The sequence below is a fragment of the Cytobacillus mangrovibacter genome, from assembly GCF_042865275.1.
In the GTDB taxonomy this organism is placed as follows: Bacteria; Bacillota; Bacilli; order Bacillales; family Cytobacillaceae; genus Cytobacillus; species Cytobacillus mangrovibacter.
This window is the reverse complement of sequence record NZ_JBIACJ010000010.1, coordinates 39,730-62,203: the sequence shown is the minus strand read 5'-3', so window position 1 is coordinate 62,203 and position 22,474 is coordinate 39,730. Positions and strand designations below refer to the sequence as shown.

Here is a 22,474-nt window from a genome sequence, read left to right as displayed (position 1 = left end):
GAAGACTTTCTATTGGATCTTTGAAACAGGATGGACGGCCTATATTGTGGAGAAATATTTAATTGCACGATATTATCGGAAAGTTGCTCGATATATTTGCTCAATTACTCAATACTTTGAAAAGGCTGTTTTCGCAAATATTGTTGCTAATCAACACATAGTTGGTAGAGGTTGATTTCCGCTCCAGGCATTCGCTTTCCACGGGGTGGGCGCTGAGCCTCCTCGGCGCTAAAGCGCCTGCGGGGTCTCAGCTGTCCCACTACTCCCGTAGGAGTCTCATGCCTTCCGCTCCAATCAACTAATCTTTTTATCGGTAGAAACTTCTTCAAAAATAACATACTGTTTAAAAAAGCTTTGGAATAATTGCTCGATTTAGCAAAAAAATACATCACCCACTTTGTCAGAGGTCTGACAGGTGGATGATGTATTTTTGCATTATTTTATGCGTTCATATCTGAAATGTACGTTTGTTCGTTAACTGGCGTTTCTTCGAGTTCAGTGACACGCTCAATATCTGCACCTAGTGCGGCAAGCTTCTGATGGAAGTTTACATAGCCACGGTCTAAATGCTTTAATTCAGTCACACGTGTAACACCGTCTGCTACTAGTCCTGTTAGGATAAGTGCAGCTGCAGCTCGAAGATCAGTTGCCGCTACTTCAGCACCTTGGAGATTGGATGGACCATTCATAATAACGGAACGTCCTTCAATTTTAATCTCCGCGTTCATACGGCGGAATTCCTCTGCGTGCATGAAGCGATTTTCAAATACAGTTTCCGTGATCACACTTGTGCCGTTCGCATGCAGCAATAATGCCATCATTTGCGACTGCATATCTGTTGGGAAGCCAGGGTGTGGCATTGTTTTAATGTCCACTGCCTTTAATTTATCTGGCCCAAGTACACGAATACCTTCTGCTTCTTCAATAAAAGTAACACCCATCTCTTCCATTTTTGCGATAAGAGAAGTGGAATGTTCTGGAACGGCTCCTTGTACAAGCACATTTCCACCAGTAATAGCAGCAGCAACCATAAAGGTGCCTGCTTCAATACGGTCAGGAATAATATGATGGTCTGCTCCAAATAATACATCGACGCCTTCAATACGAATCGTACCTGTGCCAGCGCCTCTTACTTTCGCACCCATTTTATTCAGGAAATTCGCTAAGTCGACGATTTCCGGTTCTTTTGCAACGTTTTCTAAAATTGTTGTTCCTTTGGCAAGGGTAGCAGCCATCATAAGATTTTCGGTTGCACCAACGCTTGGAAAATCAAGATAGATCTTTGCCCCATGCAAGCGGCCATTCGTGCTTTCCGCATCGATAAAGCCATTGCCTACCTTTACAGTTGCTCCCATTGCTTCAAAGCCCTTTAAATGCTGATCAATCGGGCGAGAACCAATGGCACATCCGCCTGGTAAAGCAACTCTTGCACGGCCATTACGAGCTAATAATGAGCCCATTACTAAAACAGAAGCGCGCATTTTGCGAACATATTCAAAAGGTGCTTCAACACTTAACTCTCGTGATGCATTTACGATGACTTGGTTATTTTTAAACTCCACTTCGGCGTTTAAATAGCGTAAGACCTCATTGATAGTATATACATCGGAGAGAGTAGGTACATCACGAATCACGCTTTTTCCATCACTTGCTAACAGTGTTGCGGCGATAACCGGTAAGACAGCATTTTTTGCTCCTTCTACTTTGACAGTACCGCTTAGCCTATTGCCGCCGCGGACGATGATTTTTTCCAAAGTGTATTCCCCTCCGCGTCCAATTTCTCTATATTAATATTCAATCGTTATGATGGGTGTGCCAACTACAAGGGTAGTCTTTCCGCCCATTCCCGGATTTCGTATTCCTATTTGTACGTTCATATTCTTTTCGCCCACTTCAACCGTTTCAGAAAACATAGTCGAATGAGCAGTGCTCGAAATAAAGGTATCTTCCTTTAATGCTTCGATTTCTTCTGCCTGAAAAATAGTTAATAAATGCTCCATTTCCAATGGCAAAGTCTTAATCATTTTATCATTGAATTCGCCTTTGATACAAGAGAAAATTGTGGCATTCCCCCGAAATATGTCAGATATTCGACTTGCCATTTTATGGGGAATACTTTCTTCTACCTTTTTATCCCAAACTTGTCCTTTCACCTCATAAATCACATATGTTTGAAATTGACCATTTGTGGAAGTAGACAGAATTTTTATTGACTCTGTTTCACTCCCCTGCTGTAACACACCGACAGATTCCGAATGGACTTTGTCTGAATTCGTTGCCCATTCCCAATCAGGAAATTGTTGCTTCAATTCTTCTGTATAGCTCTTGATTTCCTTCTGGTCTTGAAGATTTACCATTTTTTCTCTTGCATATAGAGACCATTCATTGATTAAAATATTCTCGTCCTGTAAAACAGACGCCATTTTCAATAAGTCAAGCTTCCCATCGGCTGCTGTTGTTTTATCCCCAATGTTCAGCAATATTAAACCTACAAGACCTAATACAGTTAAAATAATTTTTGTTTTTTTCAAGTTGAACTCCTCCCCTTACTACCATTGTTACCAAGGAGAGAAGGAGCATACTTGGGAAAAGTCGTCACTTTTTGACAATGAAAGACTAAGGTGAAAAAACTAATTTCCATCATTATATTCATCATTGCCAAAACGGGGATTATTTCTTGTAAAAATCAGAGCACAACAAATAAAATTGTACTTAATAACGCCATAAATGAAAACATGTACGAAGACCTATATTTAGGAGGTCAAATATAGTGGAAAAGAGATTGGGAAAAAATCGGCGAGTGTAAACCGATTCTTATTTCAATCCCTTTTACAAGATCGTTTGCAAAATGAGCGGCAGCTGCTGCGACCATAGGAGATAATCTAGGAAGAAATTACTTACGGATGATCCGATCACAATCGATAATAATATGTATAAAACTCTCGCCTGAAGAACACGGTTAGGCATTAAAATTTGGTCAATACGCAAAGCCTGCAAAGCCCACCAAGCAAGCGCAATAAAGGCCAAATGTGAAATAATGCTAACGAGCGCTTGCTGTCCAAATCCTGTTATCATTTAATTAATGCTCCTTTTCAGCTATTTTTGTAAAAGTTATTGCAAATAGAAACGAAGTAGGTAGATGTTGATCTCCGCTCCAGGTTGCTCCCTTTCCGCGGGGTGGGCGGTGAGCCTCCTCGGCGCAGGAAGCGCCTGTGGGGTCTCACCTGTCCCACTACTCCCGCAGGAGTCTCGCACCTTCCGCTACAATCAACTAACTTTTTTTGTTATAGAATACGTATTCTAAATTAATTTCGAAAAATCAATTATGCTTCAACTTATCATTTTACTTTAAAACGAACCGAAGTTCTAGTGCGGCGTCTTATTTGAATTACATAAAAAAGAGGGTGAAATCGAAGTGATCTCCCCTCTTTTTTGATGGCTAACAATGCTGCTTATTTACTCATAATTGGTGGGATAATTTCCGCTCCCATCAACCTAATTCTTATTGAAAGAAATCGCTGAACTGATTGAAATTTCCTTGTAAGAAATCAAGAGCGATGTTCGGTGCGATTCCAAAAAGAACGGTTGCAAACACACAGATACCGATCACGACGCCTAATCCTGCGGGCAGCTTGAATTTCACTTGATCAGCTGCAGGTCTAAAGAACATTTGGACCATCACGCCGAAATAGTAGAAATACGAAACGACCGTTGTCGCAATCATGATCGAAACGAGTACATAATGTGCTGGCTGGGTAATAAGCGCACCCATAAAGATGTTCAGTTTTCCGATAAAGCCTGCCGTTCCTGGAATCCCTGCTAATGAAAGAATAAACACAGCCATTGCAATGGCAAGGAATGGTGCTTTTCGGTACAAACCTGCGAATTCGCTTATGTCTTCTGAGCCTGTCTTTTGTGTCACAAGCTGAATGATCGCAAACGCGCCTAAGTTCATGAACAAGTATGCCCCTAGATAAAACCATAGTGTATCAAACAGGAATGCTGACATAGAGGTTACGACAACAAGTAAGTAACCTGCCTGTGCAATACTTGAATAAGCAAATAGTCGCTTGATGTTCTTCTGTCTCAATGCCACAACGTTTCCAATGATCATTGTAGCTGCCGCTAAGAAAGCAAGATAATCTTGAACCTTCAATAGAAGTGGCATCGTGCCTGGCCCTTCTGACGGGATATTATAGAAGATCACCATCAAAATACGGACGATAAGGATAAATCCTGCTGTTTTTGAGACAACACTCAAGAATGCTGTCACTGGTGTTGGTGCCCCTTGATAAACATCAGGTGCCCACATATGGAACGGTGCAGTAGCCAACTTAAATGAAAGGCCAACAAAGATCATAAAGAAAGCAAGTGCCAACAAGTAAATATGTTGGGAATCAGTCAATGTGATCACATGACGTGCCATATCAAGCAAGTTCGTTGTTCCCGTTAGACCATATACATAACTCATTCCGAATAATGTAATCGAAGTGGAAATTCCACCGTTAATTACATATTTCATTGCCGATTCATTTGAATGAATATTTTTCTTTCTCATTCCAGCAAGGATATATGAAGAAATGGAAAGAAGTTCAAGTCCGATAAACAGTGTAATTAAATCACCGCTCGAGGACATCATCATTGCGCCAAGTAAGGCTGCTAAGAATAAGTAGTAAAACTCTCCTCTATACTCATTAAGCCCTTCCTTTGGCTCATAGCTTATCGCGATAAGGAACACAAGCGCAGCTCCAAGAAGCAGAAGCAACTTGAATGCAATCGCAAATGAGTCCAAACGGAACGTGTCATACAGGATTGATTCTGGCCCATTGCCCATTAGACTGAGTAATGAAACAAGGGAAATGACAATCCCTGCTAAGCCAAGCCAGCCGAGAAGCTTTCGGTTCACATTCTTTGGCATAAATAAATCTAATAATGATAATAATGTTGCGACTCCGAGGATGATGAACTCAGGTGTCATAATGCTCCATTTAAATGATAGTAATGTTTCGAGATCCATCCTTCATCACCCTCCAATCCCAAGCATGATAGTTTCAAGTGTTGATGTAAGCGGCTCGGTTAATACACTCGGGTAAACACCGATTAAGATAATGATCCCCATTAGAACTAAAGCAGGAATCCATTCGGCTTTTCGAATATCCGTAATTCCAGCAAATTCTCGATGGGCTTTGCCATACGTAATCCCAAGGACTGCACGTAGAAGGTAGACAGCTGTTAAAATAATGCCTAGCGCACCAACCGCTGCAATTACAGGCATTTCCTTAAATAGTCCAAGGAAAGCCATGAATTCACTAACGAACCCGGACATGCCTGGCATTCCAAGTGAAGCCATTGCCCCAGCTAGCAAGAACCCTGCTGTGATCGGCATTCCCTTTGCCAGTCCGCCAATGTTGTTAATAGTAGACGTTTGCAGGCGCTCATAGAATACACCCACAAGGAAGAAAAGAAGAGCAGCAATTAATCCATGTGAGACAACTTGGAAAATCGCTCCTTGAATTCCCGCTTCATTTAAAGCACTCAAACCAATTAAGACGATTCCCATATGGGAAATAGACGAATAGGCAAGTACCATTTTGAAATCGGTTTGTACAAGTGCTAAGAATGCCCCGTAAAGTACATTCACCACACCTAGAATAGCTAGTAAAACAGCTAGCTCCTTGAACTGTTCAGGGAAGATCCCCATTCCGAAACGAATCATTCCGTATGCACCAATTTTCAACAATACCCCTGCGTGAAGCATAACGACAGATGGAGAGGCTTGAACGTGAACTCGCACCATCCAGCTATGTAGTGGGAAAATTGGAAGCTTAACTCCGAAAGCAATCAGCATAGCAATCAGCAAGCCCATTTTAGCACCAGCTGAGAAGATTTGATGATTGCTGTCTGCAGCAATCATTGATGTCAATAGATCAATATTGGAAGTCCCTGTACGGGCAAACAATACCATAATGACAATCAACAGCACCGCAGAGCCTAGTCCATTATAAATTAGGAAGCTGAATGCTGCTTTTTCCTTTTCAAAATAACCCCATTTTCCGATTAGGAAAAATGTTGGAATCAATGTAATTTCAAAAAAGACAAAGAATAATATTAAGTTCTCAGCGGCAAATACGCCAAGCATTCCAACCTGTAAAAGGAGGAATAGCATGAAATAGCCCTTCCATTCCTTCTTAATATACATAGAAGCAATTGCAGCAAGTGTAGAAAGGATCGCTGTTAATACAATCATAATAAGTGAAAAGCCATCTACACCTAACTCATAATAAATAGAAAACAAGTCGCCTAACAGGGTTGGATCACCGAATTGGATCCAATCGACCTTCTCATCAAAGCTTGCAAGCGATGTCCCTGATTGGTATTGAAAAAAGGCGACAAGGGACAAAATCAGCGCAGGTAAAGTAGCTAACAGCCCAACTGTCTTGATCACAGATTCTTTTGTCTTTGGGACAAAAAGTAAAGCCAAAATACCAAGTAAAGGGGAGAATACTAAGATGGATAAATAAGCAAAGTTCATTTCAAATACCCCCCTGTTACAGCAAATACAACAATTAAAATAGCTACACCAACAAATGCAACGGTTCCATATCTTTGCACCTGTCCATTTTGGAACTTAGAGCCAAGGCTTCCAAGCCCGGAAACAATTCCAGCAACCCCTTTGACAATTCCTTCTACAAGGAAGGTTTCAATAAAGCGAAGAAACAGGCTGAATCCCTTTGTTGCCTTTACAGCTGTTAGCTCATAAAACTCATCCATATAATACTTATTAAATAAGATGTTGTAGAGTGTTGGTACACCAAGCCAGTCACGTGAAATGGAACGCTTGCTGTAAATGAGCCAAGCAAGGAAAATACCCAGTAAAGAGACAACCGTCGCAACAATCATAATCCATGCCGGACCTTCGATATGTCCATGCCCAAGTGCCGGGTTTCCATCGGTTAACCAATCTCCAAGGAATGTACCGAACCAAGGGGTGTTTACATATCCTGCTACAACAGCAAGAACGGCAAGCACAATCATCGGTACCGTCATTACACTTGGCGACTCCTTCACATGCTTCATGTCGCTGCGGGATTCCCCTGCGAACACCATGAAGAAAAGACGGAACATATAAAAAGCAGTAAAGAACGCTGCAATCACTGCAAGCCAGAATAAAACGGTATTCCCGTGCGCCCATGCAGCAATTAATATTTCATCCTTACTAAAGAATCCAGAAAATAGTGGTACTCCACTGATCGCTAATGTCCCGATTAAAAATAGCGGACCTGTTATACGAAGCTTTTTCCATAATCCGCCCATTTTTTCGATATCCTGCGAATGAACCGCATGAATAACACTACCTGCTGCAAGGAAAAGCAATGCTTTAAAGAAAGCATGAGTCATTAAATGGAATACACCAGCAACATATCCGGCAGATCCAAGTGCAAGCATCATATAGCCAAGCTGGCTGACAGTTGAATAAGCTAGCACTCTTTTAATATCTTTCTGCACAAGTCCGATGCTTGCTGCAAAAATAGCTGTGAATGCCCCAATAATAGCAACCGTCATCAATGCGGTCTCACTCGCTGTAAAGAGAGGAAACAGGGATGCTACTAAATAGACACCTGCTGCAACCATTGTTGCGGCGTGGATGAGAGCAGAAACCGGTGTCGGCCCTTCCATCGCATCCGGAAGCCATGTATGAAGTGGAAATTGACCTGACTTCCCCATCGCTCCAATAAAAATCAAAATTGCAGTTAATGTAATCATTGTTGTTGAAACCGCTCCTGCTTCAACAGCAGCAAAGATCTCATCATATTCGAAACTTCCAACTTGCCAGAATAATAGAATCATCCCGATTAAAAGGCCAACATCCCCAATACGCGTCATAATAAACGCCTTCTTGGCAGCCTTCTTGGCTTCTTCCTTATAAAAGTAGAAACCAATTAATAAGAATGAACCTAACCCAACAAGTTCCCAGAAAATATACGTTTGCAGAAGGTTTGGTGAAAGAACCAGCCCTAACATCGCAAATGTAAATAGTCCTAGATATGCGTAGTAAACATGCAAGCGCTCGTCACCGTGCATATAACCCTTTGAATAAGTATGTACTAGGAAACTGACGAGCGATACGATCACCAGCATTAACGCATTTAACTGATTAACTTCAAAACCCGCTGTTAACTGAACATCCCCTATCGTTAGCCAAACCGACTCTGCCTTATGTGTCGGCGACGTAAATCTTTCGAACAGCACCAACAAGGAGTAGACGAATGATGCAAGCGAGAGGAGGATTCCTATGTATGCACTCGCACCTTTTAGCCTTTTGCCGAAAAAGATAAGGAACAAAAACGATAAAAGCGGGAAAAGCGGTATGATCCATGCATTCTCCATCAATATCACAATCCCCTTTTTGAACACGTTTATAGTTTTGTAGGAAGAAATTGGCCATAGAGTCAACGTGTTAGATTACTAGAGGTGAGGTTCTAAGATACCGGCGAACGGGCCGATAACTGTCACAATTCCACTCTCGACTTAAACCTATTTTTAAAAAAGACATTCCTTGCGCCTCTAGTGTTTTAATGTATTTACTTCATCAATATTAACCGTATTTCGATTGCGGTATAGAGCGATCAATATCGCTACACCAACGGCCACTTCTGCAGCAGCAACAGCCATCACGAATAATGCAAAGATCTGGCCTGTAATCGATGGCATGATCCCAAATTTACTGAATGCCACAAGGTTAATGTTCACGGCATTTAACATTAATTCGATTGAAATTAAAACAATAATAATATTTCGCTTCGTTAAAGCGCCATAAAGGCCAATACAGAAAAGAATTAAGGCCAGCGCTAGATAGAGTGAAAGTGGGACTGAACTCATTCCTTCTCTGCCTCCTTCTCATTATCCTTTTTGGCCAAGACAATAGCTCCAATTAATGCTGCCAACAGCAGGACAGATGTTAATTCAAATGGAATAATATACTTTGAATAAAGCGCTACACCAATCTGTTCTGTATTATTCTCATGTAATGTGGTTGTTGCCTCTCCGAAATCTAGATTATAAATTCCGATATAGAAGGCAAACGCAAATCCAAGAATACCTAGGAACAGCAGCAGCTTCCTCATACGTCCTGTTTTCGGCTCATTCGTATCATTATGACGGGTCAACATAATCCCGAATAACATAACAATTGTAATGGCTCCAGAATAGATTAATATTTGCACGGAAGCTAGAAACTCCGCTGATAGTAAGATAAAAATCCCGGCAATGCTCACAAATGTAAAAACAAGTGCTACAACCATATGCACGACCTTGGAAAGGTTTAATAATAGCATGCCGCCGATTATCGCCACGAGTGCGAGTGACATAAATGCCAATAATTCACCTGAAAACGTCATGGCTTATTCACCTTCCGTACATTCTCATCATTTTCATCTAGCCACTCAAGGTTTTTGAATAACTCATCCCGGCTGTATTCAGCTAATTCAAAGTTATTCGACATAATGATCGCCTCTGTCGGACAAACCTCTGTACATAAATCGCAAAGAATGCAGATTTCGAAATTAATATCATACGTATCGATGATTTTTCCCTTTTTAGTCGGGTCAGGATGTTTCTTCCCAGTCAGTTGAATGCAATCTGTTGGACAAATATTCGCACATTGATTACAAACAATACACTTCTCCGGATAAAACTTTTGTATGCCGCGAAAACGATCCGGTAATGGAAGCGGTTCATTCGGATAATCATAGGTCGGCTTTTCTCTTGTTAAATTTTTTAGGGTATATTTTAAACCTTTTGCTAATCCAAATCCAAGCATGTTTTTCACCCCTTGCAGTTAGAGTAATCTTTGTTCAATGAGCTTTAGAATAAATTTAGAATTTCCTTTAGAATGGCTGTTAGGAAAATATTAGCTAACGCGATTGGCAAGAGCACCTTCCAACCAAATTCCATTAGTTTATCAGCCCGAATACGTGGGAATGTACTTCGGAACCAGATAAGTAAAAAGACAACAAACATAAACTTAAGTGCAAACCAGACCGCACCTGGAATAAAGTCTAGGAATGAGAATAGCGGAAGCCATCCTCCTAAGAATAAAACGGTTGTTAGTGAAGCCATTGCAAACATATACACATATTCTGCCAGCATGAACATGGCCCAACGGAAACCTGAATATTCAACATGGAACCCGGCTACAAGTTCATTCTCTGCTTCTGGAAGGTCAAACGGAACACGGTTTAACTCTGCCACTGATGCAATCAAAAAGATGATGAATGCAATTGGCTGAAGCACGATATACCAAACATTTTCTTGTGCAGCAACAATTTCATTCAAATTCAAGCTGCCCGTTAATAAAACAATTCCGAGCACTGACATAACAAGCGGAACTTCATAGGAAATCATTTGGGCCGCTGCACGCATACCACCGAGCAGGGCGTATTTGTTGTTTGATGCCCAGCCACCCGTCAGCATCCCAACCGTAGTTAATCCAGAGATGGCAATATAGTAAAGTAAGCCAACACCAAGATCTGCAAATTGGAATTTATCTGTTAACGGTATCGTCGCCATTACAATAAAAGATGGTGCAAAGGCAATGACTGGTGCGATGATAAATAATGGTTTATCTGCGAGCTTTGGAATTGTATCTTCTTTTAATAGAAGCTTTAAAACGTCTGCAACGGTTTGTAATAATCCCCATCGTCCACCGACCTGGTTCGGACCTTGGCGGAGCTGCATGAATCCCATGACTTTCCGTTCTGCCAAAATCGCATATGTAACGAAGCCCAAAATAACCATTAGTAGAACGACTGCGAGTAAAAAGAAAATTCCAAAGTTCAGTATTCCTGGCTGGGAATGCAATAAATCCTCTACCATTAGCCATCCACCTCCCCTAGGATAATATCAACTGCTCCTAGAATGGAAATTAAATTTGCAATTGTTTCTCCCTCTAGTAGCTTCGGGAGAATTTGAAGATTATAGAATGATGGTCTTCTAAATTTCAGACGATATGGTTCTTTCTTTCCATCACTAGCAATGTAACAGCCAATTTCCCCACGAGGCGACTCAATTCGCACAAAGGTCTCCCCTTTAGGAGCTTTAATGATTTTTGGCACCTTTGCCAAAATATCTCCTTCTGAAGGGAACTGCTCACAGGCTTGTTCTAATATTTTCAGTGATTCTTCGATTTCATCCAAGCGAACATGATAGCGTGCCCATGCGTCTCCTGTCTCGCGAACCACCACATCAAAATCAAAGCGATCATAGATGGAGTAAGGTTCATTTTTACGAAGATCCCATTTCACTCCTGTACAGCGGAGATTGGCTCCACTTAGAGAATAGTTAAGCGCATCCTCCTTCGTGTATGTACCAATTCCTTTTACACGGTTCATAAAGATTTCGTTTCCTGTTACAAGCGTATGATAGCCTTTTAATTGTTCACGCATATAAGGGACAAACTCTCTTACTTTATCAATCCAGCCCTCAGGTGCATCCCATTTCACTCCGCCCACACGCATATAGTTGAATGTTAGACGAGCGCCTGATAGCTCATTGAGCATATTAATGATCATTTCCCTTTCTCGGAAGGCATATAGGAGTGGACTTGTTGCCCCAAGGTCAAGCAAGTATGTTCCAAACCAAACGAGATGACTGGCTACACGGCCTAGTTCCATCGCGATTACACGTAGATACTCCGCACGATCTGGCACTTTAATATCCATCATCGTTTCAACTGCATGACAGATTACATAGTTATTTGTCATGGCAGATACATAGTCCATCCGGTCTGTATAAGGAATGATTTGTGTATATTGAAGATCTTCTGCCAGCTTTTCTGTTCCGCGGTGAAGGTAGCCGATTACTGGCTTTGCTTCTACAATGGTTTCTCCATCAATCTTCAAGACGAGACGAAAAACACCGTGCGTACTTGGATGCTGAGGTCCTACGTTCAAAAGCATTTCTTCTGTTCGCAACATTGGTTACACCTCCACATCATACGGTTCATAGTCTTTCCTTAGTGGATGACCAATCCAATCTTCACCAAGCATGATGCGATGCAAATTCGGATGATTGTTAAATTTGATGCCTAACAAATCATACGCCTCGCACTCCGGCCAATCCGCCCCTGCCCAAAGCGGCTGCAATGAATCTATCGTTGGTCCATCACGATCAATCTTCACTTTTAAAGCAACAGATTGACTATTTTTATACGAATATAAGTGAACATACACTTCCATATGTGTTACAAAATCTGTGCCATGCAGCTCTGATAAATAATCAAAGCCTAATTGCTCGTTATATTTCAAAAACTCTGCTATTTTAAAATAGCTTTCAGGCTTGGCTACTAAAGTTGGAACATCCTTGGAAAGATTATTAATATAGGAATCTTCTATTAGATCCTTTCCAAGATGTTCTTCTATGACTCTTATATATTTATCAAGATACGGCTGATTTGGTGAAGGCTTGGCTTCTTCCGCTTGTTCAGCTTTAGCACTTCCGCCTCCAGCTTTGGCTTTTGCGGCTGCTGCTGCGGCTGCTTTTGCCTTTGCAGCGGCAATTGCTTTCGCTTTCGCATCATCACCAGCCCCGCCTTCAGTTTTAGCTGTTGCAGCGGCCTTTGCTTTCGCGGCTGCTGCGGCTTTCGCTTTTGCGGCGGCAATAGCTTTTGCCTTCTCATCATCTCCAGATTCACCCGATTGCTTTGCCAGTGCGGCAGCTTTTGCTTTCGCGGCTGCGGCAGCCTTTGCCTTTGCGGCGGCTGCTGCTTTTGCTTTCGCATCGTCTCCAGATTCACCTGATTGTTTCGCTTGAGCGGCGGCTTTCGCTTTCGCTGCTGCCGCGGCTTTTGCCTTTGCGGCGGCTGCTGCTTTTTGCTTCGCAATATCGAGGTCTTCCGCTGGGGCTTCCTCTTTTGCTTCGCCTTGTTCCTTCGCTTTCATTTTTGCCAGTGCGGCGGCCTTTGCTTTCGCTGCTGCTGCGGCTTTTTGCTTCGCGACATCAAGGTCTTCCGCTGGAGCTTCCTCTTTTGCTTCACCTTGTTCCTTCGCTTTCATTTTTGCCAGTGCGGCGGCCTTTGCTTTCGCTGCTGCTGCGGCTTTTTGCTTCGCGACATCAAGGTCTTCTGTTGGAGCTTTCTCTTTTGCTTCGCCTTGCTCCTTCGCTTTCATTTTTGCCAGTGCGGCGGCCTTTGCTTTTTCAGCAGCTTCTCTTTTGAGCTGTTCAAGATCCTTTTCCCCGCTCATAGGTTAGATCACCTTCTTCCCAGTCTTGGCCTCATAACGGATTTTTTCTTTTAATTTATTTATTCCATAAATCAGTGCTGCTGGATTTGGTGGACATCCAGGTATGTATACATCAACAGGGACAATTTGATCGACCCCTTTTACAACCGAGTAAGACTTAACGTAGGGGCCTCCAGCCGTAGCACATGAACCCATAGCAATAACCCACTTTGGTTCAGGCATTTGATCATATAACCTGCGAAGAATCGGTGCCATTTTCTTTGTTACAGTGCCTGAAACAATCATTACATCTGATTGGCGAGGAGAGTTACGATAGAATGTACCGAAGCGTTCTAAATCATAATGCGCATTACTCGCCTGCATCATTTCAATAGCACAACAAGCAAGCCCAAAAGTCATTGGCCACAATGAATTACTTCGTGACCAAGCCTTAATTTGTTCTAGCGTTGACATAAATACCGTCCGCTGTATCTCTTGCATATCCTCTTCTGGAATATTCTCTATTCTTAGATCCATTTCAACACCTTCTTCTTCCAAGCATAAATAAGCCCGATGACAAGCATAAATACAAAAATTAACATCTCAATTAATGCAAAGATTCCGAGTTTTTCGTATGCAACTGCCCAAGGATACAAAAACACCGTCTCTACATCAAAAATAACAAACATAAGGGCAAAAATATAATAGCGTACATTGAACTGCACTCTTGAATCACTGAATGGTTCAAGCCCACTCTCATACGTGGTGTACTTCGCTTCATATGGCTTATAGGGCCTCAACAGCTTTCCTATAAACAACGCCACCACAGGTAACAAGATCCCCAGACATAGGAATACAAACACGATCAAATAGTTATTTTGATATAAATTTAGCATTTCCATGTCTATCCCCTCCAATGTTGTAAAATTTTTAATTCTTTAATATTTGTAACCGTAACCATTATAGCACTCTTCCAAATGTGTGTCGACAAGCCCTAGACTATTATTGGAAAATCTCTCACCTGCCAAACAAAGCTTTTGCAGCGTTTGAGAGCTCGCTCTCAAAAAGCGGAAAAAGCTTTGTTTGGCAAGCTTCAGCGAAAGCTGAAGCCGGAGGTGCGCCAGCACATCCGGGTGAGAGATTTTCCATCTACCACACCTAGGCATCGACACACATCCCCTCCCCCTGAGCATTAGCGCCATCTCCTGAATCACTCCCCCGAATCCACACCCGAGATGGCGCTAATGCGAACAGACATCCTCATTCCCCAATAAAAATCCCTATACACAGCCAATCACTAACTCCAAATGAAAGAGTACACATCTTCGTAGTCAAATCCCGACATGCTCCCCCTTCCCCCAAGCAATTGCACATCTCCCTGAATCCTCATCCAAGATGCGCAAAAGCAAACGGACATACCATCTTTACCTACTACTTCCTCTATCTCCCACCAGTCCATCTACCATTAAAGTTTAAATTCACTTAACTGTCAGTGAGATATGTCAACAAATATTCACTTATTTCACTATCCTATGAATCTTCTCTTAACATAAGCCTATTCACTTTATAAAAATTAAGAAGTTTTTTTGACGTTCTATACTTTTTCCGATCTTTTATAACAAAAAGGGCAAATTCCACAGGAATTCAAGCTTATTTAGACTATTACTTCGTTCAATCTCTCATCTATTAGTCTCTTTTTAGCTTTTATCCGTCACTTTCTCTCTTTTACCCGTCTGTTTTAACTTTTACCCGTCACTTTCCCGCTTTTACCCGTCTGTTTGAAGCCTTTATCCGTCGCTTTCCTGCTTTTACCCGTCACTTCGCTTTGTGGCGGTATTCCTATAATTTGTACGCTCCCTTAATTTGCAGTATATTTTCCACATAAAAAAACACCCTTCAGTAAAAATACTGAAGGGTGTTTGATTCATTAATATTAAAAATGTTTTTCTGAAACAGTAATACGGTTTACTGCACGCTGTAAAGCAAGTTCAGCACGTTTGAAGTCAACGTTTTCGCGCTTTTGCTCTTGAAGGCGCTGTTCAGCACGCTCACGAGCACGAATAGCACGTTCTACATCAATTTCATCTGCTTGTTCAGCAGATTGTGCCAAAATTGTTACTTGGTCCGGACGGACTTCAAGCAATCCACCACTTACTGCTACGAAATCTGTTTTTGATTGCGTTTTTAAACGGACGGCTCCAATCTGTAACGGTGCAACCATTGGAATGTGACCTGGTAAAATCCCTAGTTCACCGCTCTCAGCTTTTGTACTTACCATTTCCACATCTGATTCATACACCGGGCCATCGGGAGTAACAACACTGACTTTAATCGTCTTCATTTTTTACCCTCCAGGTCCCTAGATTAGACTTCTACGCCCATACGTTTTGCATTCTCGATCACGTCTTCGATTCGTCCAACAAGACGGAATGCATCTTCTGGAAGGTGGTCATACTTACCTTCAAGAATTTCTTTAAAGCCTTTAACTGTTTCTTTAACAGGTACATATGAACCTGCCTGACCAGTGAACTGTTCAGCCACGTGGAAGTTTTGTGATAAGAATACTTGGATACGACGCGCACGCTGTACAACAAGCTTATCTTCATCACCTAGTTCATCCATACCAAGGATTGCGATAATATCTTGTAATTCTTTATATCTTTGTAATGTTGATTGTACTTCACGAGCTACTGCATAGTGCTCTTCACCAACGATTTCTGGTGATAATGCGCGAGAAGTAGAAGCAAGTGGATCCACCGCAGGGTAGATACCCATTTCAGAAAGCTTACGCTCAAGGTTTGTTGTTGCATCTAAGTGAGCGAAAGTTGTTGCTGGAGCCGGATCCGTATAGTCATCGGCAGGTACGTAAATCGCTTGGATAGAAGTAACAGAACCTACGTTAGTAGATGTGATACGCTCTTGCAAACGACCCATTTCAGTTGCAAGTGTCGGTTGGTAACCAACGGCAGAAGGCATACGGCCTAATAACGCGGAAACTTCCGAACCTGCTTGTGTGAAACGGAAGATGTTATCCATGAAGAAAAGAACGTCCTGTCCTTGATCATCACGGAAGAATTCTGCCATTGTCAAACCAGTCAAGGCAACACGCATACGTGCTCCTGGCGGCTCGTTCATCTGACCGAATACCATCGCTGTTTTCTTGATAACGCCTGAATCTGTCATTTCATGATAAAGGTCATTACCTTCACGTGTACGCTCACCAACGCCAGCGAATACAGAGATACCACCGTGCTCTTGAGCGATGTTATTGATTAATTCTTGGATTAATACCGTTTTACCTACACCGGCACCACCGAATAGACCAATTTTTCCACCTTTAATATATGGAGCAAGTAGATCAACTACTTTAATACCTGTTTCAAGGATTTCAACTTCTGTTGAAAGCTGCTCAAAGCTAGGTGCTTCTCTATGAATTGAATTACGAGGAACATCTGCTGGGATAGCAGGGTCCAAGTCAATTGAATCACCTAATACGTTAAATACTCGACCAAGTGTAACATCCCCTACAGGTACAGAGATTGCTGAACCCGTATCAGTTACCTCAATACCACGTGTTAAACCGTCAGTAGAAGACATGGCAATTGTACGAACTGTATCATCACCTAAATGAAGGGCAACTTCAAGGGTCAAGTTGATGTCAACTTCAGATTCATTACGCGCTGTATTTGTGATTGTCAATGCATTATAGATCTCAGGAAGTTGTCCGCTTTCGAACTTTACGTCAACAACCGGACCCATAACTTGAAGAACGCGTCCTTTGTTCATCTTTTTCCCTCCTAATAAAGAAATACGCAGACGTCTTTGTTCCCCGTAGTCAGAACACAAGACAAGCCTCATAGAGAGGTATTATTCATTACCAATCTTAAGAGGATTGACTTGTGGTCTAAAGGGGGGTAGACGCCCAAGCTAGACAATATCTGTTTCAAAAGATTATTCTAACGCGGCTGCTCCGCCGACGATTTCGGTAATTTCTTGTGTGATTGCTGCCTGACGAGCACGGTTGAAGCTTAAGCTGAGTGAATTGATAAGCTCAGTTGCATTATCAGTTGCACTCTTCATTGCTGTCATAACCGCAGCATGCTCACTTGCCTTACTATCTAAAAGTGCTCCGTAAATTAAGCTTTCAGCATATTGTGGAAGCAAAACTTTTAGAATTTCTTCAGCAGACGGTTCAAATTCATATGATGTAAGCTTTGAAGAAGATGAGATATCCGTCAGTGGAAGAAGCTTCTTCACTGTAACATCCTGTTGAATCGCGCTTACATAATGGCTGTAATACATGTATAATTCATCGAATGTGTCATCTGCGAACATGCCAACTGTTTTGCTGGCAATATCTTTGATCTCTGCAAATGCAGGCTGATCAGCTACACCTACGATATCAAGAATGACATTCATATTACGTTTCTTAAAAAAGTCTCGTCCTTTACGTCCAATGGCGATAATTGCATACTCATCACTAGACTTATGACGCTTTTCAATTGTTTGGTAAACTGCTCTTAAAATGTTACTATTGTATCCTCCACAAAGACCACGGTCAGAAGTGATAACTAAATAGCCGGTCTTTTTCACTGGACGGCTTGTTAGCATTGGATGTCCTGCATCCTTACTTCCAAGTGCAATAGAGGCAGTAACTTCTTGAATCTTTTCCATATAGGGAACAAATGATTTTGCATTTGCTTCTGCACGGTTCATTTTCGCAGCAGATACCATTTGCATTGCTTTTGTTATTTGACTCGTTTTCTTCGTAGAAGTAATCCGAGATTTTATATCGCGTAATGATGCCACAGGTTCTCACCACCCTTTTTCAAAGAATGTCCAGCGGCAGCATCTATCAGGACACTACCGCCTTTCTTATTGTCAGACCGATTATAAGAAAATTTCTTATTTATCGGTTACTGCGAAAGTCTTCTTAAAGTCGTTAATCGCAGCAGTCATATCGTCATCAGCAGGAAGTTCTTTTGTTGTAGCGATATGGTCTAACAAATCTTTGCGGTTATGGTCTAACCATGATAGGAACTCAGATTCGAAACGACGGATATCCTGTACAGGAATATCATCTAAGAAACCGCGAGTAAGTGCATATAGAATAGCTACTTGCTTCTCAACTTTTAACGGCTTGTTTAGATCCTGTTTAAGAACCTCTACTGTACGTGCACCACGATTTAATTTTGCTTGTGTTTGTTTATCAAGGTCAGAACCGAATTGGGCAAATGATTCTAATTCACGGTATGAAGCAAGGTCAAGACGTAATGTACCTGCTACCTTTTTCATCGCTTTAATTTGCGCGGATCCACCTACACGTGATACAGAAAGACCTGCGTTGATCGCTGGGCGAACACCTGAGAAGAATAGATCTGACTGTAAGAAAATTTGTCCATCAGTAATGGAAATAACGTTTGTTGGGATATAAGCAGAAACGTCGCCTGCTTGTGTTTCGATAAATGGCAATGCTGTAATTGAACCAGCACCTTTAGCGTCACTTAACTTAGCAGCACGCTCTAAAAGACGGCTGTGTAAGTAGAATACATCCCCTGGATATGCTTCACGACCTGGAGGACGGCGTAGTAGCAATGATAATTCACGGTAAGCTGCTGCTTGTTTCGTTAAATCATCATAAACAACTAATACGTGCTTTCCATCTAGCATGAATTCTTCTCCCATTGAAACCCCAGCATAAGGAGCTAAGTATAGCAATGGAGCAGGCTGTGATGCAGAAGCTGTAACGACAATGGTATATTCCATTGCGCCATTTTTACGTAAAGTTTCAACTAGTCCACGAACTGTTGATTCTTTTTGTCCGATAGCAACATAAATACAAATCATATCTTGACCTTTTTGGTTCAAGATTGTATCGATTGCAACAGATGTTTTACCTGTTTGACGGTCACCGATGATTAACTCACGTTGTCCACGTCCGATTGGCACTAGAGCGTCAATCGCTTTAATACCCGTTTGAAGTGGCTCGTGTACAGATTTACGATCCATAACACCGAAAGCCGGGCTTTCAATTGGGCGAGTTTTTGTTGTATTGATTGGACCCATTCCATCAAGTGGTTGTCCTAATGGGTTAACAACACGGCCGATTAGCTCTTCCCCAACAGGAACCTCCATGATGCGGCCCGTACGGCGTACTTCGTCGCCTTCACGGATTTCCGTATATGGTCCTAAAATGATAATACCGACGTTATTTTCTTCAAGGTTTTGTGCCATACCCATAACGCCGTTTGAAAACTCAAGAAGTTCTCCAGCCATGACATTGTCGAGGCCATGAGCACGTGCGATACCGTCACCAATTTGAATAACTGTACCTACATCGCTCACTTGAATTTCCGACTGATAGTTTTCGATTTGCTTTTTTATCAGCGCACTGATTTCTTCAGCTTTGATGCTCATGAGTTTCACCCCTATCTTCGAATCTTATCCTAACAATTGACGTTCAAGACGATCTAGCTTACCGCGCAAGCTGCCATCGAAAATTCGGTTTCCGATTCGAAGCTTGATGCCGCCGAGTAAATTAGTATCTACGATATTGTCAATACGAAGTGATTGCTTGCCAACCTTTGCTGCAAATGATGCAGACAATGCTTCACATTCCGCTTCCGTTAACGGGCGGATGGAATAAACCTTTGCCTCTGCAATGCCTCTTGCATCGTTTGCCATGCTTATAAAGTAATCCGCTACATCAGAAATATGATCTTCGCGGTGGCGTTCAATTAATATCATTAATGTGTTTAATACATAAGTATTTACAGATGCAAATGCACCCTTTAGGATCTCCTGCTTCTTCTCAATTGGAAGTTTCGGAGACTTTAAAACTGCATATAAATCAGAATTAAGGTTGATTACTTCCTTCACTGCACGAAGCTCTTCTTCCATTTGGTCAAGAAGCTGATGTTCATTCGCAAGCTGGAAAAGAGCTAACGCATAGCGTTTTGCTACTGTAGAGCCCATCATCGCTCTTCTCCTGCCTCTTGAATGTATTCATTAATAAGCTTTTCTTGATCTGCTGCACTTAATTCCTTCTCGATTACTTTAGAAGCAATTAGGATAGACAGTGAAGCCACTTGTTCACGAATAGCTGCAACTGCTTGTTCTTTCTGCTGCTCAATTTCAAGCTTAGCAGATTCTTTAATACGCTCTGATTCAGCACGTGCAGCAACAATGATTTCCTCACGTTGTACATCGCCTTGTTTCTTCGCGCTTTCAATTAGACCTTGTGCTTCTGTTCGTGCTTCTTTTAAAAGATTTCTTTGCTCTTCTAAAAGTTTCTTTGCTTCAGAACGGCTTTGTTCAGCCGCTGTAATTTCATTTGCAACATGCTCTTCACGCTGCTTCATGATGCCCATTAACGGACCCCATGCGAACTTTTTAAGCAGCGCTAACAATATAATAAACATAACAAGCTGGAATAAAATATCTCCGCCATTAAAATCAGATATAGCGCCTAAAACGAAACTGTTTGTTAACACCCTAAGGTTCACTCCCTTCAAGAGTCGTTCACTTACGAAAAAGTACAGTTATATAAAAACCAATTCAGGATTAATAGACATAAAGGAATGGCGAAGGTTCACATAGAATTCTCTTCGCCACTTTTGAACGATTAGTACCGTATAATTATTGACCGATAACCATGAACGCGATAACTACGCCAATGATCGGAACAGCTTCAACTAGTGCAACCCCGATGAACATTGTTGTTTGAAGCATACCACGTGCTTCTGGTTGACGAGCGATACCTTCAACTGTTTTTGATACGATAAGACCGTTACCGATACCAGCACCTAGTGCTGCTAAACCGATTGCGATTGCTGCTGCTAAAACACCCATTATTGTGTTCCTCCTTAAATTGTATAAAAATTTTATTATTATCATATTTTGTTCATAGAATGAACAGGGAATATATTAATGGTCCTGACTCACTTTGTGTGCCATATAAACCATTGTTAACATACAGAAAATAAATGACTGGATTGAACCTACAAATATTGAGAATCCTTGCCAAACTAGTGTTGGAATAATAGCAGCCAAATGACCGCCCCATCCAGTAGCAAGACTTCCTACAAGAAGCGTTAGGAGAATTTCCCCAGCATAGATGTTACCATAAAGACGCAAACCAAGTGTCAGCGTATTGGCAAATTCTTCAATAATCTTCAGCGGGAACAAGAACCACATTGGCTTTACAAAAGTGCTGCCATATGCCTTTACTCCCGTAAGCTTAATTCCATAATAGTGTGAAAGTGCAATAACCAATGCCGCTAATGTTAAGGTTACAGCAGGGTCGGCTGTTGGAGACTTCCACCATAATGTATGGTCATAAGAGATGGAAAACGGCAGCCCAAGCATATTCGAAATAAAAATATACATGATCAGCGTAATTCCAAGTATGTGGAATCTTCCACCATCTTTCCAGTCCATCGTACTATTAATGATGTTCTTAACAAAATCCATAATCCATTCGAAGAAGTTCTGCATTCCCGTTGGTTTCATGGCAAGACGACGTGTGGAAATTAGTGCAATAATGAAAACAATGGCGCTTGCGACTGTAATCATTAGGACGTTAGATAAGTTAAAAGTTAAACCGAATAATTCCTTCAAAGGAGCTTCATGATGCAATAGTATTCACCTCTCTTCCCGCTATTTACGTAAATAAAAAGATTGAAGAAAATAATCTATCATAATGACAATATAAGATGTCATTAATCCAAATACAACGCTGACTAGATGCAATTCTTTCGGATATTCTAGTGCGAGCATAACAGCAAGCAATGCTGATGCCATCCTAGTAATAGTTCCGAGCGAGCGCACCTTTTCCCCTCTTACAACCGCATCTCCAAACCTCTGTGTTTTCCTTACAATAAGCCATAAATTAAATAAACTTAAGCTTGTACCTAGTATTAACCCAAGAAAGATAGATTGATAAGAAGTAAAGCCCCAACCAAGAACATAAATAGACAACAGAAGAAATATGTATTTTCGTTGTCGAACAAAGGTAGTTTTAAATTCCGGCATTATCGTTTATTCTCCTGTAAAGAAATGTTGGACTAGATGTAGCAAAGTGTACATGCCGATTAGGATGATCCGACTAATTTATGAAAGCGGACATTATGCCAATCGTTTAGAATGAGTTGCGGGCTTGTTGACACATAAAAAACGCATCCCCTCGATAGAAAGAAGAGAATGGTAAGTGGGTTTTTGAGGTGTTACTAATCACTATTAGCAACATGCAGACG

Annotated in this window: 23 protein-coding genes; all 23 read right to left on the bottom strand. The window is 41.6% G+C overall.

Going from position 1 to position 22,474, the window contains the following annotated elements:
• Positions 1 to 440 precede the first annotated feature (440 nt).
• The gene (gene murA, locus ACFYKT_RS17235) at positions 441 to 1,754 is read right to left on the bottom strand and encodes a UDP-N-acetylglucosamine 1-carboxyvinyltransferase (RefSeq protein WP_389222143.1); all 1,314 of its coding nucleotides are present in this window, start codon (positions 1,752 to 1,754) and stop codon (positions 441 to 443) included.
• 33 nt (positions 1,755 to 1,787) lie between these two features.
• Positions 1,788 to 2,531: a YwmB family TATA-box binding protein gene (locus ACFYKT_RS17230; protein WP_389222141.1), complete on the bottom strand. Its 744-nt coding sequence runs from the start codon at positions 2,529 to 2,531 to the stop codon at positions 1,788 to 1,790.
• A 298-nt stretch (positions 2,532 to 2,829) separates the two neighbouring features.
• Complete coding sequence (locus ACFYKT_RS17225) at positions 2,830 to 3,075, bottom strand: DUF1146 family protein (RefSeq protein ID WP_389222139.1); 246 nt, start codon at positions 3,073 to 3,075, stop codon at positions 2,830 to 2,832.
• 427 nt (positions 3,076 to 3,502) lie between these two features.
• Entirely contained in the window at positions 3,503 to 5,017 is a 1,515-nt protein-coding gene (gene nuoN, locus ACFYKT_RS17220) for an NADH-quinone oxidoreductase subunit NuoN (protein ID WP_389222137.1), read from the bottom strand.
• Positions 5,018 to 5,023: 6 nt separating this feature from the next.
• Entirely contained in the window at positions 5,024 to 6,532 is a 1,509-nt protein-coding gene (locus ACFYKT_RS17215) for a complex I subunit 4 family protein (RefSeq protein WP_389222135.1), read from the bottom strand.
• Positions 6,529 to 8,391, bottom strand: coding sequence for an NADH-quinone oxidoreductase subunit L (gene nuoL, locus ACFYKT_RS17210; RefSeq protein ID WP_389222133.1), 1,863 nt, complete (start codon positions 8,389 to 8,391; stop codon positions 6,529 to 6,531). Before nuoL ends, ACFYKT_RS17215 begins: the two co-directional genes overlap by 4 nt.
• Positions 8,392 to 8,565: 174 nt before the next feature.
• A complete protein-coding gene (gene nuoK, locus ACFYKT_RS17205; protein ID WP_389222131.1) occupies positions 8,566 to 8,880 on the bottom strand; it encodes an NADH-quinone oxidoreductase subunit NuoK in 315 nt (104 codons plus the stop codon).
• Entirely contained in the window at positions 8,877 to 9,398 is a 522-nt protein-coding gene (locus ACFYKT_RS17200) for an NADH-quinone oxidoreductase subunit J (RefSeq protein ID WP_389222129.1), read from the bottom strand. Before ACFYKT_RS17200 ends, nuoK begins: the two co-directional genes overlap by 4 nt.
• Positions 9,395 to 9,820, bottom strand: coding sequence for an NADH-quinone oxidoreductase subunit NuoI (nuoI, locus tag ACFYKT_RS17195; RefSeq protein ID WP_389222127.1), 426 nt, complete (start codon positions 9,818 to 9,820; stop codon positions 9,395 to 9,397). The genes ACFYKT_RS17200 and nuoI overlap by 4 nt, the downstream gene beginning before the upstream one ends.
• Before the next feature lie 44 nt (positions 9,821 to 9,864).
• Positions 9,865 to 10,875, bottom strand: a complete 1,011-nt coding sequence (gene nuoH / locus ACFYKT_RS17190) for an NADH-quinone oxidoreductase subunit NuoH (RefSeq protein WP_389222125.1) — start codon at positions 10,873 to 10,875, stop codon at positions 9,865 to 9,867.
• On the bottom strand, positions 10,875 to 11,975 hold the full coding sequence (locus tag ACFYKT_RS17185) for an NADH-quinone oxidoreductase subunit D (RefSeq protein ID WP_389222123.1): 1,101 nt from the start codon (positions 11,973 to 11,975) through the stop codon (positions 10,875 to 10,877). The genes nuoH and ACFYKT_RS17185 overlap by 1 nt, the downstream gene beginning before the upstream one ends.
• Before the next feature lie 3 nt (positions 11,976 to 11,978).
• Positions 11,979 to 13,241 carry an NADH-quinone oxidoreductase subunit C gene (locus ACFYKT_RS17180; protein WP_389222121.1) on the bottom strand — a complete coding sequence of 421 codons (1,263 nt, stop codon included), beginning with the start codon at positions 13,239 to 13,241 and terminating at the stop codon, positions 11,979 to 11,981.
• Between the two features lie 3 nt (positions 13,242 to 13,244).
• Positions 13,245 to 13,757, bottom strand: coding sequence for a NuoB/complex I 20 kDa subunit family protein (locus tag ACFYKT_RS17175; RefSeq protein WP_053478556.1), 513 nt, complete (start codon positions 13,755 to 13,757; stop codon positions 13,245 to 13,247).
• Positions 13,748 to 14,122, bottom strand: a complete 375-nt coding sequence (locus ACFYKT_RS17170; protein WP_389222119.1) for an NADH-quinone oxidoreductase subunit A — start codon at positions 14,120 to 14,122, stop codon at positions 13,748 to 13,750. Before ACFYKT_RS17170 ends, ACFYKT_RS17175 begins: the two co-directional genes overlap by 10 nt.
• A gap of 1,031 nt (positions 14,123 to 15,153) precedes the next feature.
• The gene (locus ACFYKT_RS17165; RefSeq protein WP_389222117.1) at positions 15,154 to 15,561 is read right to left on the bottom strand and encodes a F0F1 ATP synthase subunit epsilon; all 408 of its coding nucleotides are present in this window, start codon (positions 15,559 to 15,561) and stop codon (positions 15,154 to 15,156) included.
• A gap of 23 nt (positions 15,562 to 15,584) precedes the next feature.
• Positions 15,585 to 17,006 carry a F0F1 ATP synthase subunit beta gene (gene atpD / locus ACFYKT_RS17160; RefSeq protein WP_389222115.1) on the bottom strand — a complete coding sequence of 474 codons (1,422 nt, stop codon included), beginning with the start codon at positions 17,004 to 17,006 and terminating at the stop codon, positions 15,585 to 15,587.
• Positions 17,007 to 17,171: 165 nt separating this feature from the next.
• A complete protein-coding gene (locus ACFYKT_RS17155; protein WP_389222113.1) occupies positions 17,172 to 18,029 on the bottom strand; it encodes a F0F1 ATP synthase subunit gamma in 858 nt (285 codons plus the stop codon).
• A gap of 96 nt (positions 18,030 to 18,125) precedes the next feature.
• Positions 18,126 to 19,637, bottom strand: a complete 1,512-nt coding sequence (gene atpA, locus ACFYKT_RS17150) for a F0F1 ATP synthase subunit alpha (protein ID WP_389222111.1) — start codon at positions 19,635 to 19,637, stop codon at positions 18,126 to 18,128.
• A gap of 24 nt (positions 19,638 to 19,661) precedes the next feature.
• Positions 19,662 to 20,198 (bottom strand): F0F1 ATP synthase subunit delta, encoded by a 537-nt coding sequence (locus ACFYKT_RS17145; RefSeq protein ID WP_389222109.1) that lies wholly within the window; start codon positions 20,196 to 20,198, stop codon positions 19,662 to 19,664.
• Positions 20,195 to 20,713, bottom strand: coding sequence for a F0F1 ATP synthase subunit B (locus ACFYKT_RS17140; RefSeq protein WP_389222107.1), 519 nt, complete (start codon positions 20,711 to 20,713; stop codon positions 20,195 to 20,197). The genes ACFYKT_RS17145 and ACFYKT_RS17140 overlap by 4 nt, the downstream gene beginning before the upstream one ends.
• Before the next feature lie 145 nt (positions 20,714 to 20,858).
• The gene (gene atpE / locus ACFYKT_RS17135; protein ID WP_389222105.1) at positions 20,859 to 21,071 is read right to left on the bottom strand and encodes a F0F1 ATP synthase subunit C; all 213 of its coding nucleotides are present in this window, start codon (positions 21,069 to 21,071) and stop codon (positions 20,859 to 20,861) included.
• Positions 21,072 to 21,146: 75 nt separating this feature from the next.
• A complete protein-coding gene (gene atpB / locus ACFYKT_RS17130; protein ID WP_389222103.1) occupies positions 21,147 to 21,857 on the bottom strand; it encodes a F0F1 ATP synthase subunit A in 711 nt (236 codons plus the stop codon).
• Between the two features lie 21 nt (positions 21,858 to 21,878).
• The gene (locus ACFYKT_RS17125; protein WP_389222101.1) at positions 21,879 to 22,253 is read right to left on the bottom strand and encodes an ATP synthase subunit I; all 375 of its coding nucleotides are present in this window, start codon (positions 22,251 to 22,253) and stop codon (positions 21,879 to 21,881) included.
• Between the last annotated feature and the right edge of the window lie 221 nt (positions 22,254 to 22,474).

Coding starts and splice junctions, on each gene's coding strand:
- ACFYKT_RS17225 (WP_389222139.1), bottom strand. CDS start 3,075: ATGATAACAGGATTTGGACAGCAAGCGCTCGTTAGCATTATTTCACAT.
- nuoN (WP_389222137.1), bottom strand. CDS start 5,017: ATGGATCTCGAAACATTACTATCATTTAAATGGAGCATTATGACACCT.
- ACFYKT_RS17215 (WP_389222135.1), bottom strand. CDS start 6,532: ATGAACTTTGCTTATTTATCCATCTTAGTATTCTCCCCTTTACTTGGT.
- nuoK (WP_389222131.1), bottom strand. CDS start 8,880: ATGAGTTCAGTCCCACTTTCACTCTATCTAGCGCTGGCCTTAATTCTT.
- ACFYKT_RS17200 (WP_389222129.1), bottom strand. CDS start 9,398: ATGACGTTTTCAGGTGAATTATTGGCATTTATGTCACTCGCACTCGTG.
- nuoI (WP_389222127.1), bottom strand. CDS start 9,820: ATGCTTGGATTTGGATTAGCAAAAGGTTTAAAATATACCCTAAAAAAT.
- nuoH (WP_389222125.1), bottom strand. CDS start 10,875: ATGGTAGAGGATTTATTGCATTCCCAGCCAGGAATACTGAACTTTGGA.
- ACFYKT_RS17185 (WP_389222123.1), bottom strand. CDS start 11,975: ATGTTGCGAACAGAAGAAATGCTTTTGAACGTAGGACCTCAGCATCCA.
- ACFYKT_RS17180 (WP_389222121.1), bottom strand. CDS start 13,241: ATGAGCGGGGAAAAGGATCTTGAACAGCTCAAAAGAGAAGCTGCTGAA.
- ACFYKT_RS17175 (WP_053478556.1), bottom strand. CDS start 13,757: ATGGATCTAAGAATAGAGAATATTCCAGAAGAGGATATGCAAGAGATA.
- ACFYKT_RS17170 (WP_389222119.1), bottom strand. CDS start 14,122: ATGGAAATGCTAAATTTATATCAAAATAACTATTTGATCGTGTTTGTA.
- ACFYKT_RS17165 (WP_389222117.1), bottom strand. CDS start 15,561: ATGAAGACGATTAAAGTCAGTGTTGTTACTCCCGATGGCCCGGTGTAT.
- atpD (WP_389222115.1), bottom strand. CDS start 17,006: ATGAACAAAGGACGCGTTCTTCAAGTTATGGGTCCGGTTGTTGACGTA.
- atpA (WP_389222111.1), bottom strand. CDS start 19,637: ATGAGCATCAAAGCTGAAGAAATCAGTGCGCTGATAAAAAAGCAAATC.
- ACFYKT_RS17145 (WP_389222109.1), bottom strand. CDS start 20,198: ATGATGGGCTCTACAGTAGCAAAACGCTATGCGTTAGCTCTTTTCCAG.
- atpE (WP_389222105.1), bottom strand. CDS start 21,071: ATGGGTGTTTTAGCAGCAGCAATCGCAATCGGTTTAGCAGCACTAGGT.
- ACFYKT_RS17125 (WP_389222101.1), bottom strand. CDS start 22,253: ATGCCGGAATTTAAAACTACCTTTGTTCGACAACGAAAATACATATTT.